Annotated in this window: 17 protein-coding genes, 2 tRNA genes and 1 rRNA gene; 10 read left to right on the plus strand and 10 right to left on the minus strand. The window is 62.5% G+C overall.

Translation table 11 applies throughout. The features are described from left to right. Positions 1 to 200 precede the first annotated feature (200 nt). Positions 201 to 839 (plus strand): response regulator, encoded by a 639-nt coding sequence (locus ACR9ZC_RS08255; protein WP_481582623.1) that lies wholly within the window; start codon positions 201 to 203, stop codon positions 837 to 839. 78 nt (positions 840 to 917) lie between these two features. On the opposite strand, the gene ACR9ZC_RS08260 is transcribed toward ACR9ZC_RS08255, so the two are convergent. After that, positions 918 to 1,604 carry an orotate phosphoribosyltransferase gene (locus ACR9ZC_RS08260; protein WP_173259619.1) on the minus strand — a complete coding sequence of 229 codons (687 nt, stop codon included), beginning with the start codon at positions 1,602 to 1,604 and terminating at the stop codon, positions 918 to 920. A gap of 302 nt (positions 1,605 to 1,906) precedes the next feature. Between ACR9ZC_RS08260 and ACR9ZC_RS08265 the strand changes: the two genes are divergently transcribed. Further along, complete coding sequence (locus ACR9ZC_RS08265; RefSeq protein ID WP_481579945.1) at positions 1,907 to 4,177, plus strand: NADP-dependent malic enzyme; 2,271 nt, start codon at positions 1,907 to 1,909, stop codon at positions 4,175 to 4,177. An 81-nt stretch (positions 4,178 to 4,258) separates the two neighbouring features. On the opposite strand, the gene ACR9ZC_RS08270 is transcribed toward ACR9ZC_RS08265, so the two are convergent. Next, positions 4,259 to 7,837 (minus strand): indolepyruvate ferredoxin oxidoreductase family protein, encoded by a 3,579-nt coding sequence (locus tag ACR9ZC_RS08270; RefSeq protein ID WP_481579946.1) that lies wholly within the window; start codon positions 7,835 to 7,837, stop codon positions 4,259 to 4,261. Between the two features lie 353 nt (positions 7,838 to 8,190). Here ACR9ZC_RS08270 and ACR9ZC_RS08275 point away from each other — a divergent pair, with 353 nt between their 5' ends. Beyond that, positions 8,191 to 8,397, plus strand: coding sequence for a hypothetical protein (locus ACR9ZC_RS08275; protein ID WP_481579947.1), 207 nt, complete (start codon positions 8,191 to 8,193; stop codon positions 8,395 to 8,397). 108 nt (positions 8,398 to 8,505) lie between these two features. On the opposite strand, the gene hppD is transcribed toward ACR9ZC_RS08275, so the two are convergent. Beyond that, on the minus strand, positions 8,506 to 9,603 hold the full coding sequence (gene hppD, locus ACR9ZC_RS08280) for a 4-hydroxyphenylpyruvate dioxygenase (RefSeq protein ID WP_481579948.1): 1,098 nt from the start codon (positions 9,601 to 9,603) through the stop codon (positions 8,506 to 8,508). Between the two features lie 164 nt (positions 9,604 to 9,767). Between hppD and ACR9ZC_RS08285 the strand changes: the two genes are divergently transcribed. Then, positions 9,768 to 10,259 carry an Lrp/AsnC family transcriptional regulator gene (locus ACR9ZC_RS08285; protein ID WP_481582624.1) on the plus strand — a complete coding sequence of 164 codons (492 nt, stop codon included), beginning with the start codon at positions 9,768 to 9,770 and terminating at the stop codon, positions 10,257 to 10,259. Between the two features lie 17 nt (positions 10,260 to 10,276). Here the strand turns inward: ACR9ZC_RS08285 and ACR9ZC_RS08290 are convergent, their stop codons facing one another. The 7 genes from ACR9ZC_RS08290 to paaA all read right to left on the minus strand — a co-directional run bounded on the left by ACR9ZC_RS08290 (position 10,277) and on the right by paaA (position 15,813). Next, complete coding sequence (locus ACR9ZC_RS08290; RefSeq protein ID WP_331571943.1) at positions 10,277 to 10,942, minus strand: GNAT family N-acetyltransferase; 666 nt, start codon at positions 10,940 to 10,942, stop codon at positions 10,277 to 10,279. Positions 10,943 to 11,183: 241 nt separating this feature from the next. Next, complete coding sequence (locus ACR9ZC_RS08295) at positions 11,184 to 11,798, minus strand: TetR/AcrR family transcriptional regulator (protein ID WP_481579949.1); 615 nt, start codon at positions 11,796 to 11,798, stop codon at positions 11,184 to 11,186. Positions 11,799 to 11,937: 139 nt separating this feature from the next. Then, positions 11,938 to 13,026 (minus strand): 1,2-phenylacetyl-CoA epoxidase subunit PaaE, encoded by a 1,089-nt coding sequence (paaE, locus tag ACR9ZC_RS08300; RefSeq protein ID WP_481579950.1) that lies wholly within the window; start codon positions 13,024 to 13,026, stop codon positions 11,938 to 11,940. 2 nt (positions 13,027 to 13,028) lie between these two features. Then, on the minus strand, positions 13,029 to 13,616 hold the full coding sequence (gene paaD / locus ACR9ZC_RS08305) for a 1,2-phenylacetyl-CoA epoxidase subunit PaaD (RefSeq protein ID WP_481579951.1): 588 nt from the start codon (positions 13,614 to 13,616) through the stop codon (positions 13,029 to 13,031). Positions 13,617 to 13,658: 42 nt separating this feature from the next. Then, on the minus strand, positions 13,659 to 14,462 hold the full coding sequence (paaC, locus tag ACR9ZC_RS08310; protein ID WP_481579952.1) for a 1,2-phenylacetyl-CoA epoxidase subunit PaaC: 804 nt from the start codon (positions 14,460 to 14,462) through the stop codon (positions 13,659 to 13,661). Between the two features lie 7 nt (positions 14,463 to 14,469). After that, on the minus strand, positions 14,470 to 14,754 hold the full coding sequence (gene paaB / locus ACR9ZC_RS08315) for a 1,2-phenylacetyl-CoA epoxidase subunit PaaB (protein ID WP_331571953.1): 285 nt from the start codon (positions 14,752 to 14,754) through the stop codon (positions 14,470 to 14,472). Positions 14,755 to 14,814: 60 nt separating this feature from the next. Further along, on the minus strand, positions 14,815 to 15,813 hold the full coding sequence (gene paaA, locus ACR9ZC_RS08320; protein ID WP_481579953.1) for a 1,2-phenylacetyl-CoA epoxidase subunit PaaA: 999 nt from the start codon (positions 15,811 to 15,813) through the stop codon (positions 14,815 to 14,817). A gap of 246 nt (positions 15,814 to 16,059) precedes the next feature. Between paaA and ACR9ZC_RS08325 the strand changes: the two genes are divergently transcribed. From ACR9ZC_RS08325 to ACR9ZC_RS08350, 6 genes are all read left to right on the plus strand, one after another. Then, positions 16,060 to 16,404, plus strand: a complete 345-nt coding sequence (locus ACR9ZC_RS08325) for a cupredoxin domain-containing protein (protein WP_481579954.1) — start codon at positions 16,060 to 16,062, stop codon at positions 16,402 to 16,404. Between the two features lie 21 nt (positions 16,405 to 16,425). Further along, positions 16,426 to 17,253: an FTR1 family iron permease gene (locus ACR9ZC_RS08330; protein ID WP_481579955.1), complete on the plus strand. Its 828-nt coding sequence runs from the start codon at positions 16,426 to 16,428 to the stop codon at positions 17,251 to 17,253. A gap of 133 nt (positions 17,254 to 17,386) precedes the next feature. After that, a complete protein-coding gene (locus ACR9ZC_RS08335) occupies positions 17,387 to 18,670 on the plus strand; it encodes an SGNH/GDSL hydrolase family protein (protein WP_481579956.1) in 1,284 nt (427 codons plus the stop codon). 440 nt (positions 18,671 to 19,110) lie between these two features. Next, positions 19,111 to 20,643, plus strand: a 16S ribosomal RNA gene (locus ACR9ZC_RS08340). Between the two features lie 63 nt (positions 20,644 to 20,706). Continuing rightward, a tRNA-Ile gene (locus ACR9ZC_RS08345) sits at positions 20,707 to 20,783 on the plus strand. Between the two features lie 106 nt (positions 20,784 to 20,889). Beyond that, positions 20,890 to 20,965 (plus strand) — tRNA-Ala (locus tag ACR9ZC_RS08350). The last annotated feature ends 158 nt before the right edge of the window (positions 20,966 to 21,123 follow it).

Here is a 21,123-nt window from a genome sequence, read left to right on the forward strand (position 1 = left end):
TCGAGTCTAACATTTGGGCTCCCTGCCGTAGCGGGCTGTCGCGCGGGCAACACGCCGCGCGGCGGCTTTCGCGCGGAGTCTGCCCGGCACCGGCGATCCCCTCCACGACATCCGGATTCATGAACGAGAACGAGCTTATCGAACCGTCCCCGTCGGCGCATACGAGCGCGCCCGCACCCGGGGCGCGCATCCGCGTCGTCATGGCCGACGATCATCCGGTCATTTTGCTCGGTGCGCGGCATGCGCTCGCGCGCTTCCCCGATATCGACGTCGTGGCCGAGGTGCGCCAGTCCACCGATCTCGTCAAGACGTTGGCGCAAGTCCCGTGCGACGCGCTCGTCACCGATCTGGCGATGCCGGGCGGCTGCCATGGCGACGGGCTGCCGCTCATCGGCTATTTGCGGCGGCATTTTCCGGCGCTGCCGGTCGTCGTCCTGACGATGCTCGAGAACGCCGCGCTGATTCGGCGGCTCGGCGAACTCGGCGTCGTCGCCATCGTGAGCAAGGCCGACGACTTGTCTCACATCGGCTTGGCGGTTCGCCATGTGGCGCGCGGCCTTCCTTACGCGGGCCCGACCGTGCGCGCGGCGCTCGAGGCGATGAACGCCGGGGGCGGGCGTGGCGAGCAGGCCCCCCTCTCGCCGCGCGAACTCGAGGTCGTGCGTCTGTTCGCGGGCGGCATGACTATGAAAGAGATCGCTGAGCGGCTCAACCGCAGCATCAAGACAGTCAGCACGCAGAAGACAGCGGCACTGCGCAAGCTCGGCCTCGCGCGGGATTCGGAGCTCTTCCAGTACGCGCAGTCGGCCGGGCTGAGCCATCTATCGTCGGCGCAATGACAAACGCCCGTCGCGAAGACGGGCGTTTGTCAACCGGGTTCGCCGCGCTCAGTGCACCGAACGGCGGTTTGCTTCGGCTTACTGCGGTGCGGCCGTTGCGCCACCGTGCGCGGCGGACCATTCGGCCGGCGCGTGCAGGAACTTCTCGACTTCATCGAGCGTTTTCGCTTCGAAGTAGCCCGACGCCTTCGCCACACGCAACACGTCCCACCACGTGGCGAGCGCGTGCAGGTCCACGTCGATGTCTTTGAGCACCGACACGCTTTCCTTGAAGATGTTGTAGTGAAAGAGGACGAAGCAGTGGTTCACGCGTGCGCCGGCCGTGCGGAGCGCGTTGATGAAGTTGATCTTGCTGCGGCTGTCCGTCGTGAGATCTTCGACGAGCAGCACGCGCGATCCTTCCTCGAGCAGCCCTTCGATCTGCGCATTGCGCCCGAACCCCTTGGGCTTTTTGCGCACGTACTGCATCGGCAGCATCATGCGGTCGGCGATCCACGCCGCGAACGGGATGCCGGCGGTTTCGCCGCCCGCGACAGCGTCGATCTGCTCGTAGCCGACGTCGCGCAGAATCGTCGCTTCCGCCATCTCCATCAAGCCGCGGCGCACGCGCGGATACGAGATCAGCTTGCGGCAGTCGATATATACCGGGCTGGCCCAGCCGGACGTGAAGATGAACGGTTTTTCGGCATTGAAGTGCACCGCCTGCACTTCGAGCAGCATCTTGGCGGTCGTATCGGAGATCGTTTGGCGATCGAAGCCTGTCATGGGCGAGTCCTTGGGGAGAGGGGCCGCGGCGGGCGCAATGGCCCGGGAAGCAGCCCGAAAGAGCCGGCGGCGCGCTCGTGCGCGCACAGGGGGCGTATTTTACCCGAGTTGGGGAGCGTGCCGGCCGGCCCGCCGGGGAGGTGTACACTAGCACCCCCGCAAACGCTGCCGGCGCGCGGGCGGCGTGCAACCATGGCGCCGCGGGCGTTCACCGTGCCGGCCGACGGCGTCCGGGCCCTCGTCTTCCGGCGGGAGCCCTTCGGCGCGCGCGGGCCATATTCATTACGTCTTGCAGGTCAATCATGGACGAACAACTGAAGCAAAGCGCCCTCTCGTATCATCAGAATCCCCGGCCCGGCAAGATTTCGGTGACGCCGACCAAGCCGCTGTCGAACCAGCTCGATCTCTCGCTCGCCTACTCCCCCGGTGTCGCTGCCGCGTGCGAAGCGATTCACGCGGATCCGCTCGACGCGCAAAAGTACACCTCGCGCGGCAATCTCGTCGGTGTCGTGACCAACGGCACGGCCGTGCTCGGACTCGGCAATATCGGCCCGCTCGCGGCCAAGCCGGTGATGGAAGGCAAGGGGTGCCTCTTCAAGAAATTCGCGGGCATCGATGTCTTCGACATCGAACTCGCCGAGTCGGACCCGGACAAGCTCGTCGAGGCCATTGCGATGCTCGAGCCGACGCTCGGCGGCATCAACCTCGAAGACATCAAGGCGCCAGAGTGCTTCTATATCGAGAAGAAGCTGCGCGAGCGCATGAAGATTCCGGTCTTTCATGACGACCAGCACGGCACCGCCATCATTGCGTCCGCGGCCATCCTGAACGGTCTGAAGGTCGTCGGCAAGGAGCTGTCGCGCGTGAAGCTCGTCTGCTCGGGCGCGGGCGCCGCGGCCATTGCCTGTCTCGACCTGCTCGTCAACCTGGGGCTCACGCGGGAAAACATCCTCGTCGTCGATTCGAAGGGTGTCATCTATCAGGGCCGCGGCAACCTCGATCCCTCGAAGGAGCGCTACGCGGCCAAGACCGAGGCACGCACGCTCGACGACGCGATCGAATCGGCCGACGTCTTCCTCGGCTGCTCGAGCGCCGGCGTGCTCAAGCCCGACATGGTCAAGAAGATGGGCGCGAAGCCGCTGATCCTCGCGCTGGCGAACCCGGAGCCCGAAATTCGTCCCGAGGACGCGAAGGCCGCGCGCCCCGACGTCATCATCGCCACGGGCCGCTCGGACTATCCGAACCAGGTCAACAACGTTCTCTGCTTTCCGTTCATCTTCCGCGGCGCGCTCGATGTCGGCGCGACGACGATTACCGAGGAGATGAAGCTCGCCTGTGTACGCGCCATCGCGGAGCTGGCCGAGGAGACGGACCAGGGCGATGAAGTCGCCAAGGCCTACGAGGGCCATTCGCTCGAATTCGGGCCCGAGTATTTGATTCCGAAGCCGTTCGATCCGCGCCTGATCATCAAGATCGCGCCGGCGGTTGCGCAGGCTGCGATGGATTCGGGGGTCGCCACGCGCCCGATCCAGGACATGGATGCGTACCGGGAGCAGCTCGGCGCCACGGTCTACCGAACCGGGATGGTCATGCGTCCCGTGTTTGCGGCGGCCAAGCAAAAGGCCGCACGCATCGTGTTCGCGGAAGGCGAGGACGAGCGCGTGCTGCGCGCCGCGCAGTTCGTGCTGACGGAAGGCGTTGCAAAGCCGATCATCATCGGGCGCCCCGCCGTCATTGAAATGCGCCTGAAGAAGATGGGCTCGAAGCTCAAGGGCGGAGTCGATTTCGACATCGTCAATCCGGAAGACGATCCGCGCTATCAGCAGTGCTCGCAGGCCTACCATGAGATCGGCGCGCGCGAAGGCGTGACGCCGGACGTCGCGAAGGCCGCGATGCGCAAGTTCAACACGCTGATCGGTGCGATTCTCGTGCACCTCGGTTACGCCGACGGCATGATCTGCGGCCTCATCGACACCTATCACAGCCATCTGAAGTTCATCGATCAGGTGTTGGGCCGCGCGGCGCAAGCCGAGCACTATGCCGCGATGAACCTGCTGATGCTGCCGGGCCGCAATCTGTTCATTTGCGATACCTACGTCAACGAGGTACCGAGCGCCGAGCAACTGGCCGACATGGCCGTCCTTGCGGCCCGCGAGATCGAGCGTTTCGGCATCGCGCCGAAGATCGCATTGCTGTCGAACTCGAACTTCGGCAGCACGCCCTCGGCATCGTCGCAGCGCATGGCGGCGGCGCGCAAGTTGATCGCGGCGCGCGCGCCGGAGCTCGAGGTGGACGGCGAAATGCACGGCGACGCGGCGCTGTCCGAAGCAATCCGCAAACAATCGTTCCCGGGTACGACGCTGACCGGCGAGGCGAACCTGCTCATCATGCCGAACGTCGAGGCGGCCAACATCACCTATAACCTGCTGAAGATGGTGGGCGGAGAAGGCGTGACGGTCGGCCCGTTCCTGCTCGGTGCTGCCAAGCCTGTCCATATCCTGACGCCCGCGGCGACGGTGCGCCGGATCATCAACATGACGGCGGTCGCGGCAGCCAACGCGCGCGTGCAGTAACGCCGGCGCTCGAGAGAGCGCGCATGAAAAAGGCGGCTACCCGCAAGGGAAGCCGCCTTTTTTAATCGCTGCGGTGCTTGGCTACGCAGCGTGCCGCGCCACATCCCCCTTACGCCAGCGCGCCGCGAGATCGTTCCACTTCGCGCGTACCGCCCGCAGGTTGTTCTCCTTCACGTGACCGTAGCCACGAATCCCGTCAGGCAGATTCGCAAGCTCGATCGCGAGTGCGCGGTTGTCGGCGTTGAGTCCGGCGATCAACTCGCGCACGAGCCCCTCGTACTCGCCGATCAGCGCGCGCTCCGTGCGGCGCTCTTCGGTCTTGCCGAACGGATCGAGCGTCGAGCCGCGCAGGAACTTCAGCTTGGCCACCACCTTGAACGCCGACAACATCCACGGGCCGTATTGCTTCTTGATCAGACGGCCATTGGCATCCTTCTTCGCGAGAAGCGGCGGGGCCAAGTGGAAATTCAGCTTCCAATCGCCTTCGAACTGGGCCTGCAATTTGGCGATAAACGCGGGGTCCGTCTGCAGCCGCGCGACCTCGTACTCGTCCTTGTACGCCATCAGCTTGTGAAGGTTGCGCGCTACGGCTTCGGTCAGCGGCTCGTTGGCGGTATCGCCTTCGATGTTGCGCTCCCCCGCGCGCACCGCATCGACGAGCGAGCGGTAACGTTCGGCATACGCAGCGTTTTGATAAGCGGTGAGGTGCTCGATGCGCTTGGCGATGAGGGCATCGAGGGCCTTTTTCGTATGCAGCGAGATCACGGTGGCGCCCGCCGTCTCGCGCGCGGCTGTCGGGTTGGCGCCTTGCTGCACGCTGGCCGGGTCGTGGGCCGCACGGCGGCCCCACTCGAACGCCGCGATGTTTTTCTCCACCTGCACGCCGTTGAGCTCGATCGCGCGCACGAGCGAGCGGTGCGAGAGTGGCAGCCAGCCGCGCTGCCACGCATAGCCCAGCACGAACGGGTTCGTGTAGATCGCGTCGCCAAGCAGCGCGACGGCGAAACGGTTCGCATCGACGAAATCGACGGCGTCGCCCGCCGCCGCACGCACGTCGTTCTCGGTGCTCGATCCCGGGAAGGTCCAGTCCGGGTTCTTGATGAAGTCGGCCGTCGGCGTTTTCGAGCTGTTCACGACGACGCGCGTTTGCCCATACTGCATCCGCGACGTGCATTCGTCGCTGGCCGTCACGATCGCATCGCAGCCGATGACGAGTTCGGCTTCGCCCATCGCGATCCGCGTGGCATGAATATCCGCGGGCGCATTGGCGATCTGCACATGACTCATGACCGCGCCGCCTTTTTGCGCGAGCCCGGTCACATCGAGTACCGTGACGCCCTTTTGTTCGAGATGCGCGGCCATACCGATGAGCGCGCCGATCGTCACCACGCCGGTCCCGCCTACACCCGTGACCAGTACGCCATAGGGACGCCCGATTTCGGGCAGTACGGGTTCGGGCACCTCGGGCAGTTCACCCGCATCGGCGCCGAGCGGCTTGGGCTTGCGTAGCTGCCCGCCTTCCACGGTCACGAAGCTCGGGCAGAAGCCCTTCAGACACGAGAAGTCCTTGTTGCAGCTCGACTGATTGATTTGCCGCTTGGTGCCGAACTCCGTTTCGAGCGGTTCGACCGACAGGCAGTTCGATTGGACCGAGCAATCGCCGCACCCTTCGCAGACCGCCTCGTTGATGACGACGCGCCGCGCCGGATCGGGAAACTGCCCTTTCTTGCGGCGGCGCCGCTTTTCGGTCGCACAGGTCTGGTCGTAGATGAGGATCGTCGTGCCGGGGATCTCCCGTAGCTCGCGTTGCACAGCGTCGAGCGTATCGCGATGATGGATCGTCACCCCGGGCGCCAGCAGCGTCGTGCCGTCGTATTTTTGCGGCTCGTCGGTGACGATGACGATCTTGGCCGCGCCTTCGGCAGCGAGCTGGTGCGTGATCTGCGGCACCGTCAGCACCCCGTCGACGGGTTGCCCGCCCGTCATTGCGACGGCGTCGTTGTAGAGAATCTTGTAGGTGATGTTGACTTTGGCCGCGATGGCGGCGCGAATGGCGAGCAGTCCTGAATGAAAGTAGGTGCCATCGCCCAGATTCGCGAACACGTGGTTGTCGTTCGTGAACGGCGCTTGCCCGGTCCAGGCCACACCTTCGCCGCCCATCTGGCTGAACGTGCTCGTGTTGCGGTCCATCCAGACCGTCATGTAGTGGCAGCCGATGCCGGCCATCGCGCGCGAACCTTCCGGCACGTTCGTCGACGTGTTGTGCGGACAGCCCGAGCAGAACCAGGGCTTGCGCTCGATCGCCACGCGCGGCTTGGCGAGCGCTTTTTCCTTGGCGTCGATGACGGCCAGGCGCGCGCCGATACGCGCGCGCACTTCGGCTGGCAGATCGAATTTCTCCAACCGCGTGGCAATCGCCTTCGCAATCAATGCGGGCGAGAGTTCGTAATGCGCCGGCAGCAGCCAGTTGCCCATCGGCACCGACCATTCGCCGCCCGCGCCGTCTTTCTCGTCGAACTTGCCGAACACGCGCGGACGCTGGCCGTCGGGCCAGTTGTAAAGCTCTTCCTTGATCGCATACTCGAGAATCTGCCGCTTCTCCTCGACGACGAGGATCTCCTGCAATCCTCGCGCGAACGCATGTGCGCCTTGCGCTTCGAGCGGCCAGACGCAGCCCACCTTGTAGAGCCGAATGCCGATGCGCGAGCAGGTTTCGTCATCGAGTCCGAGATCGACGAGAGCCTGGCGCGTGTCGAGATAAGCCTTCCCGCCGGTGATGATGCCGAAGCGCGCTTGCGGCGAATCGATTTCGATGCGATCGAGCTTGTTCGCGCGCACATAGGCCAGCGCCGCGTACCACTTGTAATCGAGCAGCCGGGCTTCCTGCACGAGAGGCGGATCGGGCCAGCGAATGTTCAGGCCGCCTTCGGGCAGCACGAAGTCGCCCGGCAAGACGATTTGCGTGCGCTGCGGATCGATATCGACCGAGGCCGACGACTCGACGACATCGGTCACGCATTTCATCGCGACCCACAAGCCGGAGTAACGGCTCATCGCCCAGCCGTGCAAGCCGAAATCGAGGTACTCCTGGACGTTCGACGGAAACAGCACCGGCAACCCGCATGCCTTGAAGATATGTTCGGATTGGTGCGCGAGCGTCGAGGATTTGCAGGCGTGATCGTCTCCTGCCAGCACGAGCACGCCGCCGTGTTGCGCAGAACCCGCCGAATTGCCATGCTTGAGCACATCGGCCGAGCGATCCACGCCGGGGCCTTTGCCGTACCACATGGAGAAGACGCCGTCGTATTTGGCGCTCGGGTACAGATTGACCTGCTGCGTACCCCATACGGCTGTGGCGGCCAGATCTTCGTTGACGCCGGGCTGAAAGACGACGCGGTGGCTCGCGAGATGCTTCTTGGCTTTCCAGAGCGCGAGGTCGAGTCCGCCGAGCGGGGAGCCTCGGTAGCCGGATATGAATCCCGCTGTATTGAGCCCGGCCATCTGATCGCGCGCTTGCTGCAGCATCGGCAGCCTGACGAGCGCCTGGATGCCGCTCATATAAGCGCGGCCGTGTTCTAGGGTGTATTTGTCGTCGAGCGTGACGGAAGACAACGCGGCTTCGAGCGAGGCTCGCTGGCCTGCGTCTAGCGGGGCATTCATTATGTGGACTCCTCCAACCTGTTTGGGATCGCCAAAACTTCGTGGGCGTCGGCATCTTGTGGACGCGTCGGCCGGGGCCGCCATATTGACGGTTTTTTGCAGATGGTAGCACTGGGAGAAACCCGCCGCAGGACGTCAAAAATCGCCGATACGCAGCTGTAACCCTCGGAGCACGCGTCAAAGACATCTCATAACGGAGACCCCGTATCCGTCTGTAACCGACGTAACGCACTGTATGGAAGATGGAACCGCGGCGGCGCCCCTGGTCTAATTGCGTTCTCGCTGGAATACGCGAGTGCCGTAAACGACTCGCGCCTGGCTGCATCGGGCGCGAAAGAGAAAAAGGAGTACAGATGAACAAACGAAACGTTCAGAGCTTTCTGATGGTTTCCGCCGCATTTTTCGCCATGAACCTTCCGGTTCGCCCCACGAGCGCCGAAACGCCGGGGAGCCTGGCAGCCGCCGTGTCGCACAGCGTACGCATGGCCGGTGCGGGTGCGGAGCAACATGCCTCGGGGGAAGCGTCCCCTGACGAGGAAGCATTCGCCGCGCGTCGCTGAGATCGCCTCGGCTCGACGCGCTTCAATAGACGAGCACGGAAGGGCGGAACGCTTGCACTACTGCGGGCGTTCCGCCTTTTTCGTTGTTGGGCGCCCAGTGACCCCGGATCAGCCCTTGTCGTCCACGACGCCCCGCCGGATCTGATCGAGTTCGATCGATTCGAACAACGCCTTGAAATTGCCCTCGCCGAACCCTTGATTGCCCTTGCGCTGAATGATCTCGAAGAAGATCGGGCCGATCTGGTTTTCGGTGAAGATCTGCAGCAGCAGATCGCCCTTCGCGCCGTCGATCAGTATCTTGCGGCGGCGCAGTTCGTCGAGCGGCTCGCCATGTCCGGGCACGCGCTTCTCGACGAGCTCATAGTAGGTATCGACCGTATCGAGCAATTGGATGCCCCGTTCGCGCAGGCCGTCGACCGTACGATAGATATCGTTCGTGCCTAGCGCGATGTGCTGAATGCCTTCGCCGTGATAGGCGTCGAGGTACTCCTGGATCTGCCCGGCCGTTTCCGAACCTTCCTCGTTGATCGGAATGCGGATCTTGCCGCACGGCGATGTCATCGCTTTCGATTTGACGCCTGTCACCTTGCCTTCGATGTCGAAGTAGCGGACCTCGCGGAAGTTGAAGAGCCGCTCGTAAAATGCGGCCCATTCGCGCATGCGGCCGCGATGCACGTTATGCGTGAGATGGTCGATATAGGTGAGGCCGTGGCCGACCGGGTTCGGATTCGCGCCGGAGATCGGCTCGAAGTCGACGTCATAGATATCGATATCGCCGACGCTGCCGGCGGCCGCACCGTGCTTGCCGCGCCAGCGGTCGACGAAATAGATCAACGAATCGCCGACGCCCTTGATGGCGGGGATGTTCAACTCCATCGGCCCCGTCTTGTTATCGAAACCCCAGGCGCCCAGTTCGAGCGCATGCCGGTACGCCTTGGCCGCATCCTTGACCCGAAAAGCGATGGCGCAGATCGACGGCCCATGCAGTCGCGCGAAACGCTGAGCGAACGAGTCGGGCTCCGCGTTGACGATGAAGTTGATGCCGCCTTGCCGGTAAAGCGTCACGTCTTTGTGACGGTGCCGCGCGATGGCCGTGAAGCCGAGCCGCTCGAACAGTTTGCCGAGCGCTTTGGGATCGGGGGCCGTGTATTCGATGAATTCGAAACCGTCGGTGCCGACGGGGTTCTCCCATGTTTGGAACTGCATGCGTGTCTCCTATGGGCGGTCCGCGCCCACCTGGACACGCGCCGCAACGCCTACGGATAAACGCAAGTGTATAGCTCGAGGTGCGACAAAATGTTGCGAGTTGCGCTCCGGCTGACTACGATTGCGCAACTTACTGCCAACGATGGCGTTTCAGGACGATGAAAATGGCCCAAATCGAACTCGATGCGGTCGACCGGCGCATTCTCGCCATTCTTCAGGAAAATGGGCGGGCATCGAATCAGGACATCGCGGAACGCGTGAATCTCTCGCCGAGCCCGTGCTTGCGCCGGATCCGGCGCCTCGAGGAGGCCGGCGTGATTCGCGGCTATGTCGCGCTGCTCGATGCACAAAAGCTCGGCCTCGGATTGCTCGCCTACGTGAATGTGCGTCTGGAAAAACGCGGGGGCGCGACAGGACGGGCGGGAACGACGCACGCGGAACTCTTTCGCGCCGCGGTCCAGGCTTGGCCCGAAGTCGTCGCCTGCCATGCGATGACGGGCGAGATGGACTACCTGTTACGCGTGCAGGTGCAGGACATGGTGCATTTTTCGCGCTTCGTGCAGGAGCAGTTGCTGCACCACCCGTCCGTCGTCGATGTCAAAACGAGCTTCGCGCTGGAAAGCTTCAAGGAAACGACGGCATTGCCGATCGTCTGAAGCGCTCGGTGACGCCGTTACGCGAGCGCGTCCGTAGGGAGCAGAGCTTCGATGATTTCGGTCGTGCGCTGCGTCTGGCGTTTGATCGCGTAGTCGAACGCGGCAGCCTGTTCGTGGAGCATTTCGGAGAGGATGCTGGTCTGATCCGCCGGCGGCAGCGTCAGATAGGCGTCCGCGCTGCCGTAAGCGTATTCGATGCGCATGCCCGCTTTCTTCGCGATATGCATCATCGTCGTGTTGCGCGACAGACAGTACATATACAGCGTGGTGACGTGCGTGTTGCGGCAACGCATGGTCGCGCGCTCGAAAAGCCGTGTGCCGATACCTTTGCCGCGCGAGCGCTCGAGCACGGAAACGCCGAATTCGGCCGTACGTTTTTCGCCCTCGGCGGGAAGGTAGGCCAAGTGGCCCACGCCGACCACGTCGAGTGCGCTGTCGAACACGCCAAAGACGGTGTCCCGCTCGAAATCGATCGTGCGGACATAGTTTTCAACGACCTGATCGGATGCGGCCTGACCAAAGCGCAGGAGGCGATCGTCGGACTGCAGCGCCAGAAAGTGAGCGAGCAGGCGCTCGCGGTCGCCGGCCGTCAGTTCCCGGACGAGAACGAGTTCATGACCGTTGTCTTGCGAGCGCCAATCGTTGCGGTCCTGCGAGGCAGCGCGGAGGCGGGGCGTATTCATAGGCTTCTCCCTGTATCTGGCAGGCGCATTGCTGCGCCGCAGTGCGAATTCTACTTGAAACGCATGTTTGACACTGGGGAAAACCCGTATTTTTGCCGAGGGACGGCTCTAACGGGCAAAGATGGATGCGTGCAACAGATTGATTTTAAAGGGTAAGCTAAGTTTGTTGCTTTTCGGGTACAACGCCGAGAGAAGGCCGCTCTTGGGCTATTGAAATGCTGCGATGCAGCGTCGAGCGAAGTCAGGCGGCATCGCCAGGTGCCGCGAGACCGTGTTCCAGCATGTCCACGACTTGCGCGGCGAAGTCCTCATAGCGCAAACGGCCGCCGGGTTTGAGCCAGGTGAAGGTCCAATTGATCATGCCGAAGACCATCATCGTGACGGACGTCTGGTTTTCCTTCGTGACCCGTTCGGGGTAGGCACGCGACAACTGGCGCGCGAAGGCGGCGACGACGTCGCGCTGCCGATCGAGGATCACTTCGCGCTGGGTGTCGACAAGATATTTCACGTCGTTGAGCAATGCGATATGACGACTGTGCGAGGTTTCGTACTCGGCGAGAAATGCCCGGATCAGTTCGGCGAAGGTCTGGCGCTCGGACAGACCGCGACGCTGACTCGAGCCTTCGACCTCCGCGATGATGAGCATGAGCCGCAGCGTGTACCGGTCGAGGAGGTCGAACAGGATCGCCTCCTTGCTCTCGTAATAGTGATAGAGGCGGGCTTTCGACGTGCCGCTGGCGGCTGCAAGATCGGCCATCGACGTGCTGGGGTAACTCGTTTGCGCGAATTTGGCGGCTGCCAGTTCGAGGATCTGGTCGCGCTGGGCTTCGTGATCGAGTGCTCGGGTACGGGCCATGAACTCGTGACGATGAAGGTAGCAAGCTTGCGGCGGTGAAACGCGAAACGCCGCGCGACGCGGCTTGTCGAGCTGCGTCGGTGCGCGGCGGGTCGCCCGCTCGGGCCGCTAGTGTAAGCCAAACGCCGCAACGCCCGGCTCAGCGTTCGTCGTAGCTCACTACAACCCGCTCGCTGACAGGATGACACTGGCAAGTGAGTACGAAACCGTCGCGGATTTCCTGCTCTTCGAGCGTGTAGTTCTTATCCATCTTCACTTCGCCCTCGATCACCTTCGCCCGGCAGGTGCAGCACACGCCGCCTTTGCAGGCGTAAGGCAGCGCGAGCCCCGCGTGCAGGCCGACGTCGAGCAGGCTCGGCCCTTCGTAAGGCAGGCGCAGCTTGCGACGTTTGCCGTCGAGCACGATTTCGAGGTCGGCGGCGCGCGTTTGCTCCGTGATCTCGACCGCGGGCGCTCCAGCCTGCGGCAGCGGCGTACCGAACCGTTCGACATGGATGCGGGCTGGCTCGACACCGGCGGCCGCGAGCGCCCGCTCGGCCGCATCCATCATCGGAGCGGGCCCGCAAATGAACGCTTCGTCGATGGCGGACGCGGGTATCAGCTCGTCGAGAAATGCCTTGCACTTTGCTTCGTCGAGCACGCCATTGAATAGTTCGACCTCCTGAATGTCGTCCGACAGCACGTGATAAAGCGCGAAACGGCTCATGTACCGGTTCTTGAGATCCTCGAGCAACTCGGCGAACATGATCGAGTCGACATCGCGGTTGCCATAGATGAGCGTGAACCTGCTGCGCGGTTCCATCTCGAGCGTCGTCTTGACGATCGCGAGCACGGGCGTGATGCCCGAGCCGCCCGCGAACGCGACGTATTGCTTACCGTGCTCCGCGTTCAAATGCGTGAAGAAACGTCCATCAGGCGTCATTACATCGATCGTATGGCCCGGTTGCAGCGTCTCGAATGCGAAATTCGAGAACCGCCCGCCCCGCACGCGTTTGACGCCGATGCGCAGTTCGCCGTCGCGCTCGTAGTCGGTGACGCCGACGCAGATCGAATAGGAACGCCGCATCTCGACGCCATCGACATGAGCTTTGAGCGTAACGAACTGGCCTTGCGTGAACCGGTAGGCATCGCGCAGTTCGGGGGGCACCTCGAAGGAAACGGAGACCGCATCGGCGGTTTCGGGCCGCACCTCGCAGATGCGCAGCGAATGAAATTGCGGAGTCGCCATATTCAGTAAGGTTTGAAGTAGTCGAATGGTTCGCGGCAATCGAGGCAACGATAGAGCGCCTTGCATGCTGTCGAGCTGAATTGCGCGAGCCGTTGCGTTTGGGCGGAGCCGCAGCGCGGGCACGGCGGGGCTTCGTTCGCGCGCGGCGCGAAGCGGATGACGCGCTCGGCGCCGGATCCCTGCGCCGGATCTACCGCCGCGGACCCGGTGGGCGGCGCGATGCCGTATTCGCGCAGTTTTTCGCGCGCTGCCTCCGTGATCCAGTCGGTCGTCCATGCCGGCGCCAGAACCGTTTCGATGCGATAGGGCGCAAGGCCTTCGGCATCGAGCGCGCGGCCAATGTCCTCGGCGATCTGCGACATGGCCGGGCACCCTGAATAGGTCGGCGTGATGACGACTTCGAGCGTGCCGTCGGCCGCTCGTCTCACCTCTCGCAAAATGCCGAGATCGCGGATCGATACGACCGGAATCTCGGGATCCGGCACCGCTTCGAGCGCAAGGTATGCCCGCGCGAGCACATCGCCCGGCGGGTTCGCACGAGAGCCGGACCCGTAGCCGGCGTGATCGGAAGTGTTGGATGCGTGGCGCATATCGGTTCGACCCAGTGCACGTACGTTGAGCGAGCGGCTCGCTTACCAGCTCGCGCCGGGATGGTGGCGCGCGAGAGACTGCATTTCGGCAAGCAGAAAGCCCATGTGCTCCGAGTGCTCGCCATGCTTGCCGGTACTGACATGTCCCTCGACGGGGGGCATGACGAGGGTCGCTTCGTCGAGCGTGCGCGTGACTTCAGCGCGCCATGCGTCTTCGAACGTCGTTGTGCGCACGCCGACTCCCGCGGCGGCCACCTGGTCTTCCAAAGCGTCGGCATCGAAGAATTCGCGCGTGTAAGGCATCAGATAATCGAGCGCCGCTTGCGCGCGCCGGTGCGATTCGTCGGTGCCGTCCCCGAAGCGCACGAGCCAGCCCTGAGCGTGATGCAGGTGATAGCGCGTTTCCTTGACCGACTTCGACGCGATGGCGGCCAGTTGGGCGTCGAGCGAAGCCTCGAGCGCGCGCCAGATGTACGCCATCAGCGCCGAATAAAGGAAATTGCGCACTATCGTGACGGCATAGTCGCGCGGCGCCTGCGCCGTTGCGCCGAGCGGGCCCGCATGCGGCAGTTCGAGCAGCGTGTAATTGGCGAAAGCGCGTTCGTCGCGAAAATAGGCGTAATCGTCCTCGGTCTTCACTGCGCCCGTGAGCGTCAATTCGAGCGCGGCCGCATGCGAATAGAGCAGCCTCGCTTGCCCGATCAGATCGAGGCTCATATTGGCGAGCGCGATGTCCTCTTCGAGTACGGGGCCATGGCCGCACCATTCGGCGTTTCGCTGTCCGAGGACGAGTGCGTTGTCTGCGAGGCGCAGGATATAGGCGAGATGTTCGGGCGTGATGGTCATGGCGCGATTACATGTGATTGACTTCGTCCGGCAGCGTATAGAACGTCGGATGTCGATAGATCTTGTCGCCGGCGGGATCGAACATCTCGCCTTTTTCATTCGGATCGGAGGCCGTGATCGCCGCGGCCGGCACGACCCAGATGCTCACGCCTTCCTGGCGGCGCGTATAGACGTCGCGCGCCATGCGCAATGCCATCGACGCATCCGCCGCATGCAGGCTGCCGCAGTGCTTGTGATCGAGCCCTTGCTTGCTGCGCACGAACACTTCCCAGATCGGCCATTCTTTGTTCATCGAAACACTCCTCGAATGCGTGATTTGCGGTTACGAGCCGACGCCTCGCGTGGCAAGGCGTCAGGCGGCGCGTTGCTGCGCGCGCCGGCGCTGTTTTTCCTCATGGGCGAGGGCCGCTTCGCGCACCCAGGCACCGGCCTCGTGCGCTTTGACGCGCGTAGCGAGCCGTTCCTTGTTGCACGGGCCGTCGCCATTGAGGACGCGTTTGAATTCTTCCCAGTCGATCGCGCCGAAATCGTAATGACCGCGCGCTTCGTTCCATCGAAGGTCGGCGTCGGGCAACGTCACCCCGAGTACCTTCGCTTGTTCGACGATCGCATCGACGAACTTCTGGCGCAGATCGTCGTTCGAGATGCGCTTGATGCCCCACTGCGCCGATTGATTGCTGTGCACCGACTCCTTGTCGCTCGGGCCGAACATCATGAGCACGGGCCACCACCAGCGATCGACCGCTTGCTGCACCATGGCACGCTGGGCATCCGTGCCTTTCATCATCGCCAGCAGCGCATCGAAGCCCTGACGCTGATGAAACGACTCTTCCTTGCAGATGCGGATCATCGCGCGTGCGTAGGGCCCATACGTGCAGCGGCATAGCGGAATCTGATTCATGATCGCGGCGCCGTCGACGAGCCAGCCGATCACTCCGACGTCCGCCCAGGTCGGCGTCGGGTAGTTGAAGATGCTCGAATATTTGGCTCGACCGGCATGCAGCGCGTCGATCAGCGCATCGCGCGACACGCCGAGCGTCTCGGCCGCGCTATACAGGTAGAGTCCGTGGCCGCCTTCGTCCTGGACCTTGGCGAGCAAAATCGCTTTGCGCTTCAGGCTCGGAGCTCGGCTGATCCAGTTGCCTTCGGGCAGCATGCCGACGATCTCGGAATGCGCGTGCTGCGAAATTTGCCGCACGAGCGTCTTGCGGTAGGCGTCGGGCATCCAGTCCTGCGGTTCGATCTTGCCGTCCGCGGCGATGACGGCATCGAAGCGGGCTTCGCCCGGCGTTCCCGAACCGGGTTCGGGGGGCGCGACGTTGCCCGGAATATCGAGGGATTGGGTGTACATGAGGTTGAGCGCTCCTGCTCGATCGGTCTCGGTCATGGCGATTATAAACCAACCGACCGGTCGGTCAATAAAATAACGCGAGCCGAGCATCGAGAAGCAGGCGCGTGGCTGCGCGCCGGTACCCCGGTCCGGGTGCGCACGCGCGGTAAGCCATGCAACTCGCATGGATATCTCGTTGATGATGAGAATCGCTCGTATTATCCTTCTCATTATTAAACGTCGAAACCCGAAACTCTTTAGTCCTCCATGAAAACCACACGCGCCTTCGCCGTCCCCGTTCTCTTCTTCGCCGCCGCGGCCCTGTACACATCGAGTGCGGTTGCCGCGGACGATTCGTACAGCCTGACGTTGAAGGACCACAAATTCGCTCCGGATGGGCTGACCATTCCGGCCGGCAAGAAGGTAAAGGTCACGGTGAAGAACCTCGATGCGACGCCGGCCGAATTCGAAAGCGACGATTTCAAAGCCGAGAAGGTGATTCCCGCGGGCAAGCAGGTCGACATCCTGGTGGGGCCGCTGAAAGCCGGAACCTACGAGTTTCACGACGAGTACCACGAAGCCGAATCCAAGACCCGGCTGACCGTCAAGTAACAACCTCACTGCGCGCCGATCATGCTCTCCACCGCTCTCATCGTTTTTCGCGAGGTTCTCGAAGCCGCGCTGGTCGTCTCGATCGTCCTCGCGGCCACCAAAGGGGTGCCTCGTCGCGGCAGGTGGGTCGGCGGCGGCCTGGTTGGCGGCGTCGTGGGCGCGGGCCTCATTGCGGCCTTTGCCGACGTCATTTCGTCGTGGGCATCGGGCATGGGGCAGGAGGTGTTCAACGCGGGCGTCATGTTCGTCGCGGTCGTCATGCTCGCATGGCACAGCATCTGGATGGGCAAACACAGCCGTGAAATGACGCGGCAGCTTTCGGCGATCGGTAAAGCCGTCGCCGCCGGCAGCACGCCGCTGACCGGGCTTGCCATCGTCGTGGGCGTTGCGGTGCTGCGAGAGGGCTCGGAAGCAGTCCTCTTCCTGTATGGGATCGCCGCGGGAGAGCCTGGGCAGACGTCCCAGATGATCGTGGGCGGGCTGCTCGGCATTATCGGCGGCGTCGGCCTCGGTGCTGCAATGTACGCGGGATTGCTGCAGATTCCGCTGAAGCGCCTGTTCGGTGTCACCAACGGACTCATCGTTTTGCTTGCCGCCGGCATGGCGAGCCAGGGAGTGGGTTTCCTTCTCGCTGCCGGTCTCGTGCCATCGTGGGGCGATACGGTCTGGGACACTTCCTGGCTGCTCCGGGAAACCAGTATCGTCGGCAAGATGCTTCATACGCTCATCGGCTATACGGCGCGCCCGGCAGGGATCCAGGTCGTGGCCTACGTGGCAACGCTCGTCATCATCGTCTTGCTCGCTCGCAAGGTCGGCAGCCCACAGCGCGCCGCGCGTCAGCCGGCGTAGGCGGCAGTCTCGTCCCATCCGCTATGGGGCGATGCCGCCCGTGAAATCCAATGCGTTGAACCCATGGACCGCCGCCGGATAGCGGCGTCGTCGGAATGGTGCACAATCTGCACTTTTTCGACGGACTGATTTCATGCGTTACCGCTTTTCGAAGGTACTCAGCGGCCTGGGCTGTTCGATGCTGCTGTGCTTGGCGGCAGTGCGTGCGCCCGCCGCGGAGTCTGGCCGAGGCCAGTCGCAATGGGTGGAGGCCTGGGCGACGGCGCTACAGTCGATCCCCGAGTTGCGCAACCCGCCGCCGCTTTATCGCGCCCCGGAGGTCGGCAACCGGACCGTTCGCGAGATCGTCTATCCGACCCTGTCGGGCGAGCGCGTCCGGCTGCGCCTGAGCAACGCTTACGGACGTGCGCCCTTGGTATTGACGGACGTGCGACTTGCGCGTTCGGCGGCAGGCGCGGCGACGAAGCCTCCCGCGTCGGCACCGGTCACCTTCGGCGGACACGCATCGATCGAACTGCTGCCGGGCCAGGAGATCGAGAGCGACGCCATTTCCTTCAAACTCGATGCCGGGCTCGCCTATGCGGTCAGTGCCCATGCCGCGCCTGGACAGGTGTTGGGCGCCTGGCATCGCGTCGCGAATCAGGTGAACTATGTTTCCGCGCCGGGCGATCATGCCGGCGATCCCGGCGCCAGTGCTTATCCGACGCGTTTTACGGAGCACGCGTGGGTGACGGGCATCAGCGTGGAGACGGCCGGGGCCTCGGCCGTTGCGGCGATCGGCGATTCCATCACGGACGGCATGCGTTCGAGCCTCGACCAGAACCGGCGCTGGCCTGACGCGTTAGCGCGCCGCCTTGCGCAGGCGGGCGAACGTTCGACAGCGGTGCTCAATCTCGGCATCAGCGGCAACCGTCTTCTGAGCGATTCGCCGTGCTACGGCGAGGCGCTCGAACGTCGCTTCGGGCGCGACGTGCTGGCGCGCCCCGGTGTCAAGGCGACGATCGTAATGATCGGGATCAACGACATCAATTTTGCGTCGATGCCTCCGCGTAAGGGGCTCGATTGCGACGGGCCGCATACGCGGGTCGCGGCGCGCGATTTGATCGAGGGTTATCGCCGGTTGGTTGCCGCATCGCACGCGCGCGGTATCCGGATCTTCGGTGCGACGCTCACCCCCGCATCGCTGCCGGCAGAGCGCGAAAGCGTGCGCCAGGCGGTCAATGGCTGGATCCGCACCGGTGGGGGTTTCGATGGCGTGGTCGATTTCGATGTGGCATTGCGTGACGGCGCCCGCCCCGATCGGCTGCGCGCCGAGTACGACAGCGGCGACCACGTCCATCCGAGCGATGCCGGGTACGCGGCGATGGCGCGTGCGGTCCCACTCGAGGCGGTCGTAGCGGCCGCGCGCGGGCGCTGAAAAAGTTTGGTTCACGGGCTTGTCATGCGAGTCTGCTTGGCCTACTATTCGCATCCTCTTTGAGAGGCGCAGGATTGCAGCGTGCCGCGGTCGACGGGTTTTAAGCGAAGCGAGAAAAAACCAGTTGACGATGTACGAGAAGGGCTGCATAATCTCGCTTCTCTGCTGCTTAAGCAGCAACGCAAGACGGTGAGCCGGGTGGTGATGACGGCAAGCGGTTGAGCGACGCGATCTTTAACAATTCACAGTCGATAAGTGTGGGCACTTGATGCGGCGAGCGGCACGTGACTCTTCGGAGTGACGTGCCTAAGCGAAAGTATCAAGTCTCACACAGTATTGAGGAAGGTTTCGAGCTATCCAGCAATGGATGGAATCGAAAACACGTCAGTACGTTGAGTGAGCGACCGACTCGTAAAGAGTCGAAAACAGTAACAGGTATTGAACTGAAGAGTTTGATCCTGGCTCAGATTGAACGCTGGCGGCATGCCTTACACATGCAAGTCGAACGGCAGCACGGGGGCAACCCTGGTGGCGAGTGGCGAACGGGTGAGTAATACATCGGAACGTGTCCTGGAGTGGGGGATAGCCCGGCGAAAGCCGGATTAATACCGCATACGCTCTATGGAGGAAAGCGGGGGACTCGCAAGGGCCTCGCGCTCAAGGGGCGGCCGATGGCGGATTAGCTAGTTGGTGGGGTAAAGGCCTACCAAGGCGACGATCCGTAGCTGGTCTGAGAGGACGACCAGCCACACTGGGACTGAGACACGGCCCAGACTCCTACGGGAGGCAGCAGTGGGGAATTTTGGACAATGGGGGCAACCCTGATCCAGCAATGCCGCGTGTGTGAAGAAGGCCTTCGGGTTGTAAAGCACTTTTGTCCGGAAAGAAAACTCTCGTCCTAATACGATGGGGGGATGACGGTACCGGAAGAATAAGCACCGGCTAACTACGTGCCAGCAGCCGCGGTAATACGTAGGGTGCGAGCGTTAATCGGAATTACTGGGCGTAAAGCGTGCGCAGGCGGTTTGCTAAGACCGATGTGAAATCCCCGGGCTTAACCTGGGAACTGCATTGGTGACTGGCAGGCTAGAGTATGGCAGAGGGGGGTAGAATTCCACGTGTAGCAGTGAAATGCGTAGAGATGTGGAGGAATACCGATGGCGAAGGCAGCCCCCTGGGCCAATACTGACGCTCATGCACGAAAGCGTGGGGAGCAAACAGGATTAGATACCCTGGTAGTCCACGCCCTAAACGATGTCAACTAGTTGTTGGGGATTCATTTCCTTAGTAACGTAGCTAACGCGTGAAGTTGACCGCCTGGGGAGTACGGTCGCAAGATTAAAACTCAAAGGAATTGACGGGGACCCGCACAAGCGGTGGATGATGTGGATTAATTCGATGCAACGCGAAAAACCTTACCTACCCTTGACATGGACGGAAGGCCGCTGAGAGGTGGTCGTGCTCGAAAGAGAACCGTCGCACAGGTGCTGCATGGCTGTCGTCAGCTCGTGTCGTGAGATGTTGGGTTAAGTCCCGCAACGAGCGCAACCCTTGTCCTTAGTTGCTACGCAAGAGCACTCTAAGGAGACTGCCGGTGACAAACCGGAGGAAGGTGGGGATGACGTCAAGTCCTCATGGCCCTTATGGGTAGGGCTTCACACGTCATACAATGGTCGGAACAGAGGGTTGCCAACCCGCGAGGGGGAGCTAATCCCAGAAAACCGATCGTAGTCCGGATTGCACTCTGCAACTCGAGTGCATGAAGCTGGAATCGCTAGTAATCGCGGATCAGCATGCCGCGGTGAATACGTTCCCGGGTCTTGTACACACCGCCCGTCACACCATGGGAGTGGGTTTTACCAGAAGTGGCTAGTCTAACCGCAAGGAGGACGGTCACCACGGTAGGATTCATGACTGGGGTGAAGTCGTAACAAGGTAGCCGTATCGGAAGGTGCGGCTGGATCACCTCCTTTCTCGAGCGAACGCTCAAAGCTTAAGTGCTCACGCTTATCGACTGTGAAGATTGACAGACTCAGGGGTCTGTAGCTCAGTCGGTTAGAGCACCGTCTTGATAAGGCGGGGGTCGTTGGTTCGAATCCAACCAGACCCACCATTGCGATGATCGTTAGTGCTTTAGCACTTACGAGCATCTCACTCCCGAAGGGAGTTAAGCGGTGGAGTAAGCGACGGGGTGACCTGAGTCTCACATTGGTTATGCTGGGGGCATAGCTCAGCTGGGAGAGCACCTGCTTTGCAAGCAGGGGGTCGTCGGTTCGATCCCGTCTGCCTCCACCAATCATCAATGACAAACATTCAGCAAGTGGTTGAGTCTTTGTCATTGGCGATTGAGCCAGTCAGTGCGATGTAGTTATCGACTGTCGATCTTTAACAATCTGGAAGAAGTAGTAATGGATATTGGAAGCGTCTGTGAGATGGACGTGGAAGATATCAGG

The sequence above is a fragment of the Trinickia sp. HAY1-2D genome (assembly GCF_056754935.1).

Excerpts from the sequence above, each read along its gene's own strand:
- ACR9ZC_RS08255 (WP_481582623.1), top strand. The coding sequence starts at position 201 with ATGGCCGACGATCATCCGGTCATTTTGCTCGGTGCGCGGCATGCGCTC.
- ACR9ZC_RS08260 (WP_173259619.1), bottom strand. The coding sequence starts at position 1,604 with ATGACAGGCTTCGATCGCCAAACGATCTCCGATACGACCGCCAAGATG.
- ACR9ZC_RS08265 (WP_481579945.1), top strand. The coding sequence starts at position 1,907 with ATGGACGAACAACTGAAGCAAAGCGCCCTCTCGTATCATCAGAATCCC.
- ACR9ZC_RS08270 (WP_481579946.1), bottom strand. The coding sequence starts at position 7,837 with ATGAATGCCCCGCTAGACGCAGGCCAGCGAGCCTCGCTCGAAGCCGCG.
- ACR9ZC_RS08275 (WP_481579947.1), top strand. The coding sequence starts at position 8,191 with ATGAACAAACGAAACGTTCAGAGCTTTCTGATGGTTTCCGCCGCATTT.
- hppD (WP_481579948.1), bottom strand. The coding sequence starts at position 9,603 with ATGCAGTTCCAAACATGGGAGAACCCCGTCGGCACCGACGGTTTCGAA.
- ACR9ZC_RS08285 (WP_481582624.1), top strand. The coding sequence starts at position 9,768 with ATGGCCCAAATCGAACTCGATGCGGTCGACCGGCGCATTCTCGCCATT.
- ACR9ZC_RS08290 (WP_331571943.1), bottom strand. The coding sequence starts at position 10,942 with ATGAATACGCCCCGCCTCCGCGCTGCCTCGCAGGACCGCAACGATTGG.
- ACR9ZC_RS08295 (WP_481579949.1), bottom strand. The coding sequence starts at position 11,798 with ATGGCCCGTACCCGAGCACTCGATCACGAAGCCCAGCGCGACCAGATC.
- paaE (WP_481579950.1), bottom strand. The coding sequence starts at position 13,026 with ATGGCGACTCCGCAATTTCATTCGCTGCGCATCTGCGAGGTGCGGCCC.
- paaD (WP_481579951.1), bottom strand. The coding sequence starts at position 13,616 with ATGCGCCACGCATCCAACACTTCCGATCACGCCGGCTACGGGTCCGGC.
- paaC (WP_481579952.1), bottom strand. The coding sequence starts at position 14,462 with ATGACCATCACGCCCGAACATCTCGCCTATATCCTGCGCCTCGCAGAC.
- paaB (WP_331571953.1), bottom strand. The coding sequence starts at position 14,754 with ATGAACAAAGAATGGCCGATCTGGGAAGTGTTCGTGCGCAGCAAGCAA.
- paaA (WP_481579953.1), bottom strand. The coding sequence starts at position 15,813 with ATGTACACCCAATCCCTCGATATTCCGGGCAACGTCGCGCCCCCCGAA.
- ACR9ZC_RS08325 (WP_481579954.1), top strand. The coding sequence starts at position 16,060 with ATGAAAACCACACGCGCCTTCGCCGTCCCCGTTCTCTTCTTCGCCGCC.
- ACR9ZC_RS08330 (WP_481579955.1), top strand. The coding sequence starts at position 16,426 with ATGCTCTCCACCGCTCTCATCGTTTTTCGCGAGGTTCTCGAAGCCGCG.
- ACR9ZC_RS08335 (WP_481579956.1), top strand. The coding sequence starts at position 17,387 with ATGCGTTACCGCTTTTCGAAGGTACTCAGCGGCCTGGGCTGTTCGATG.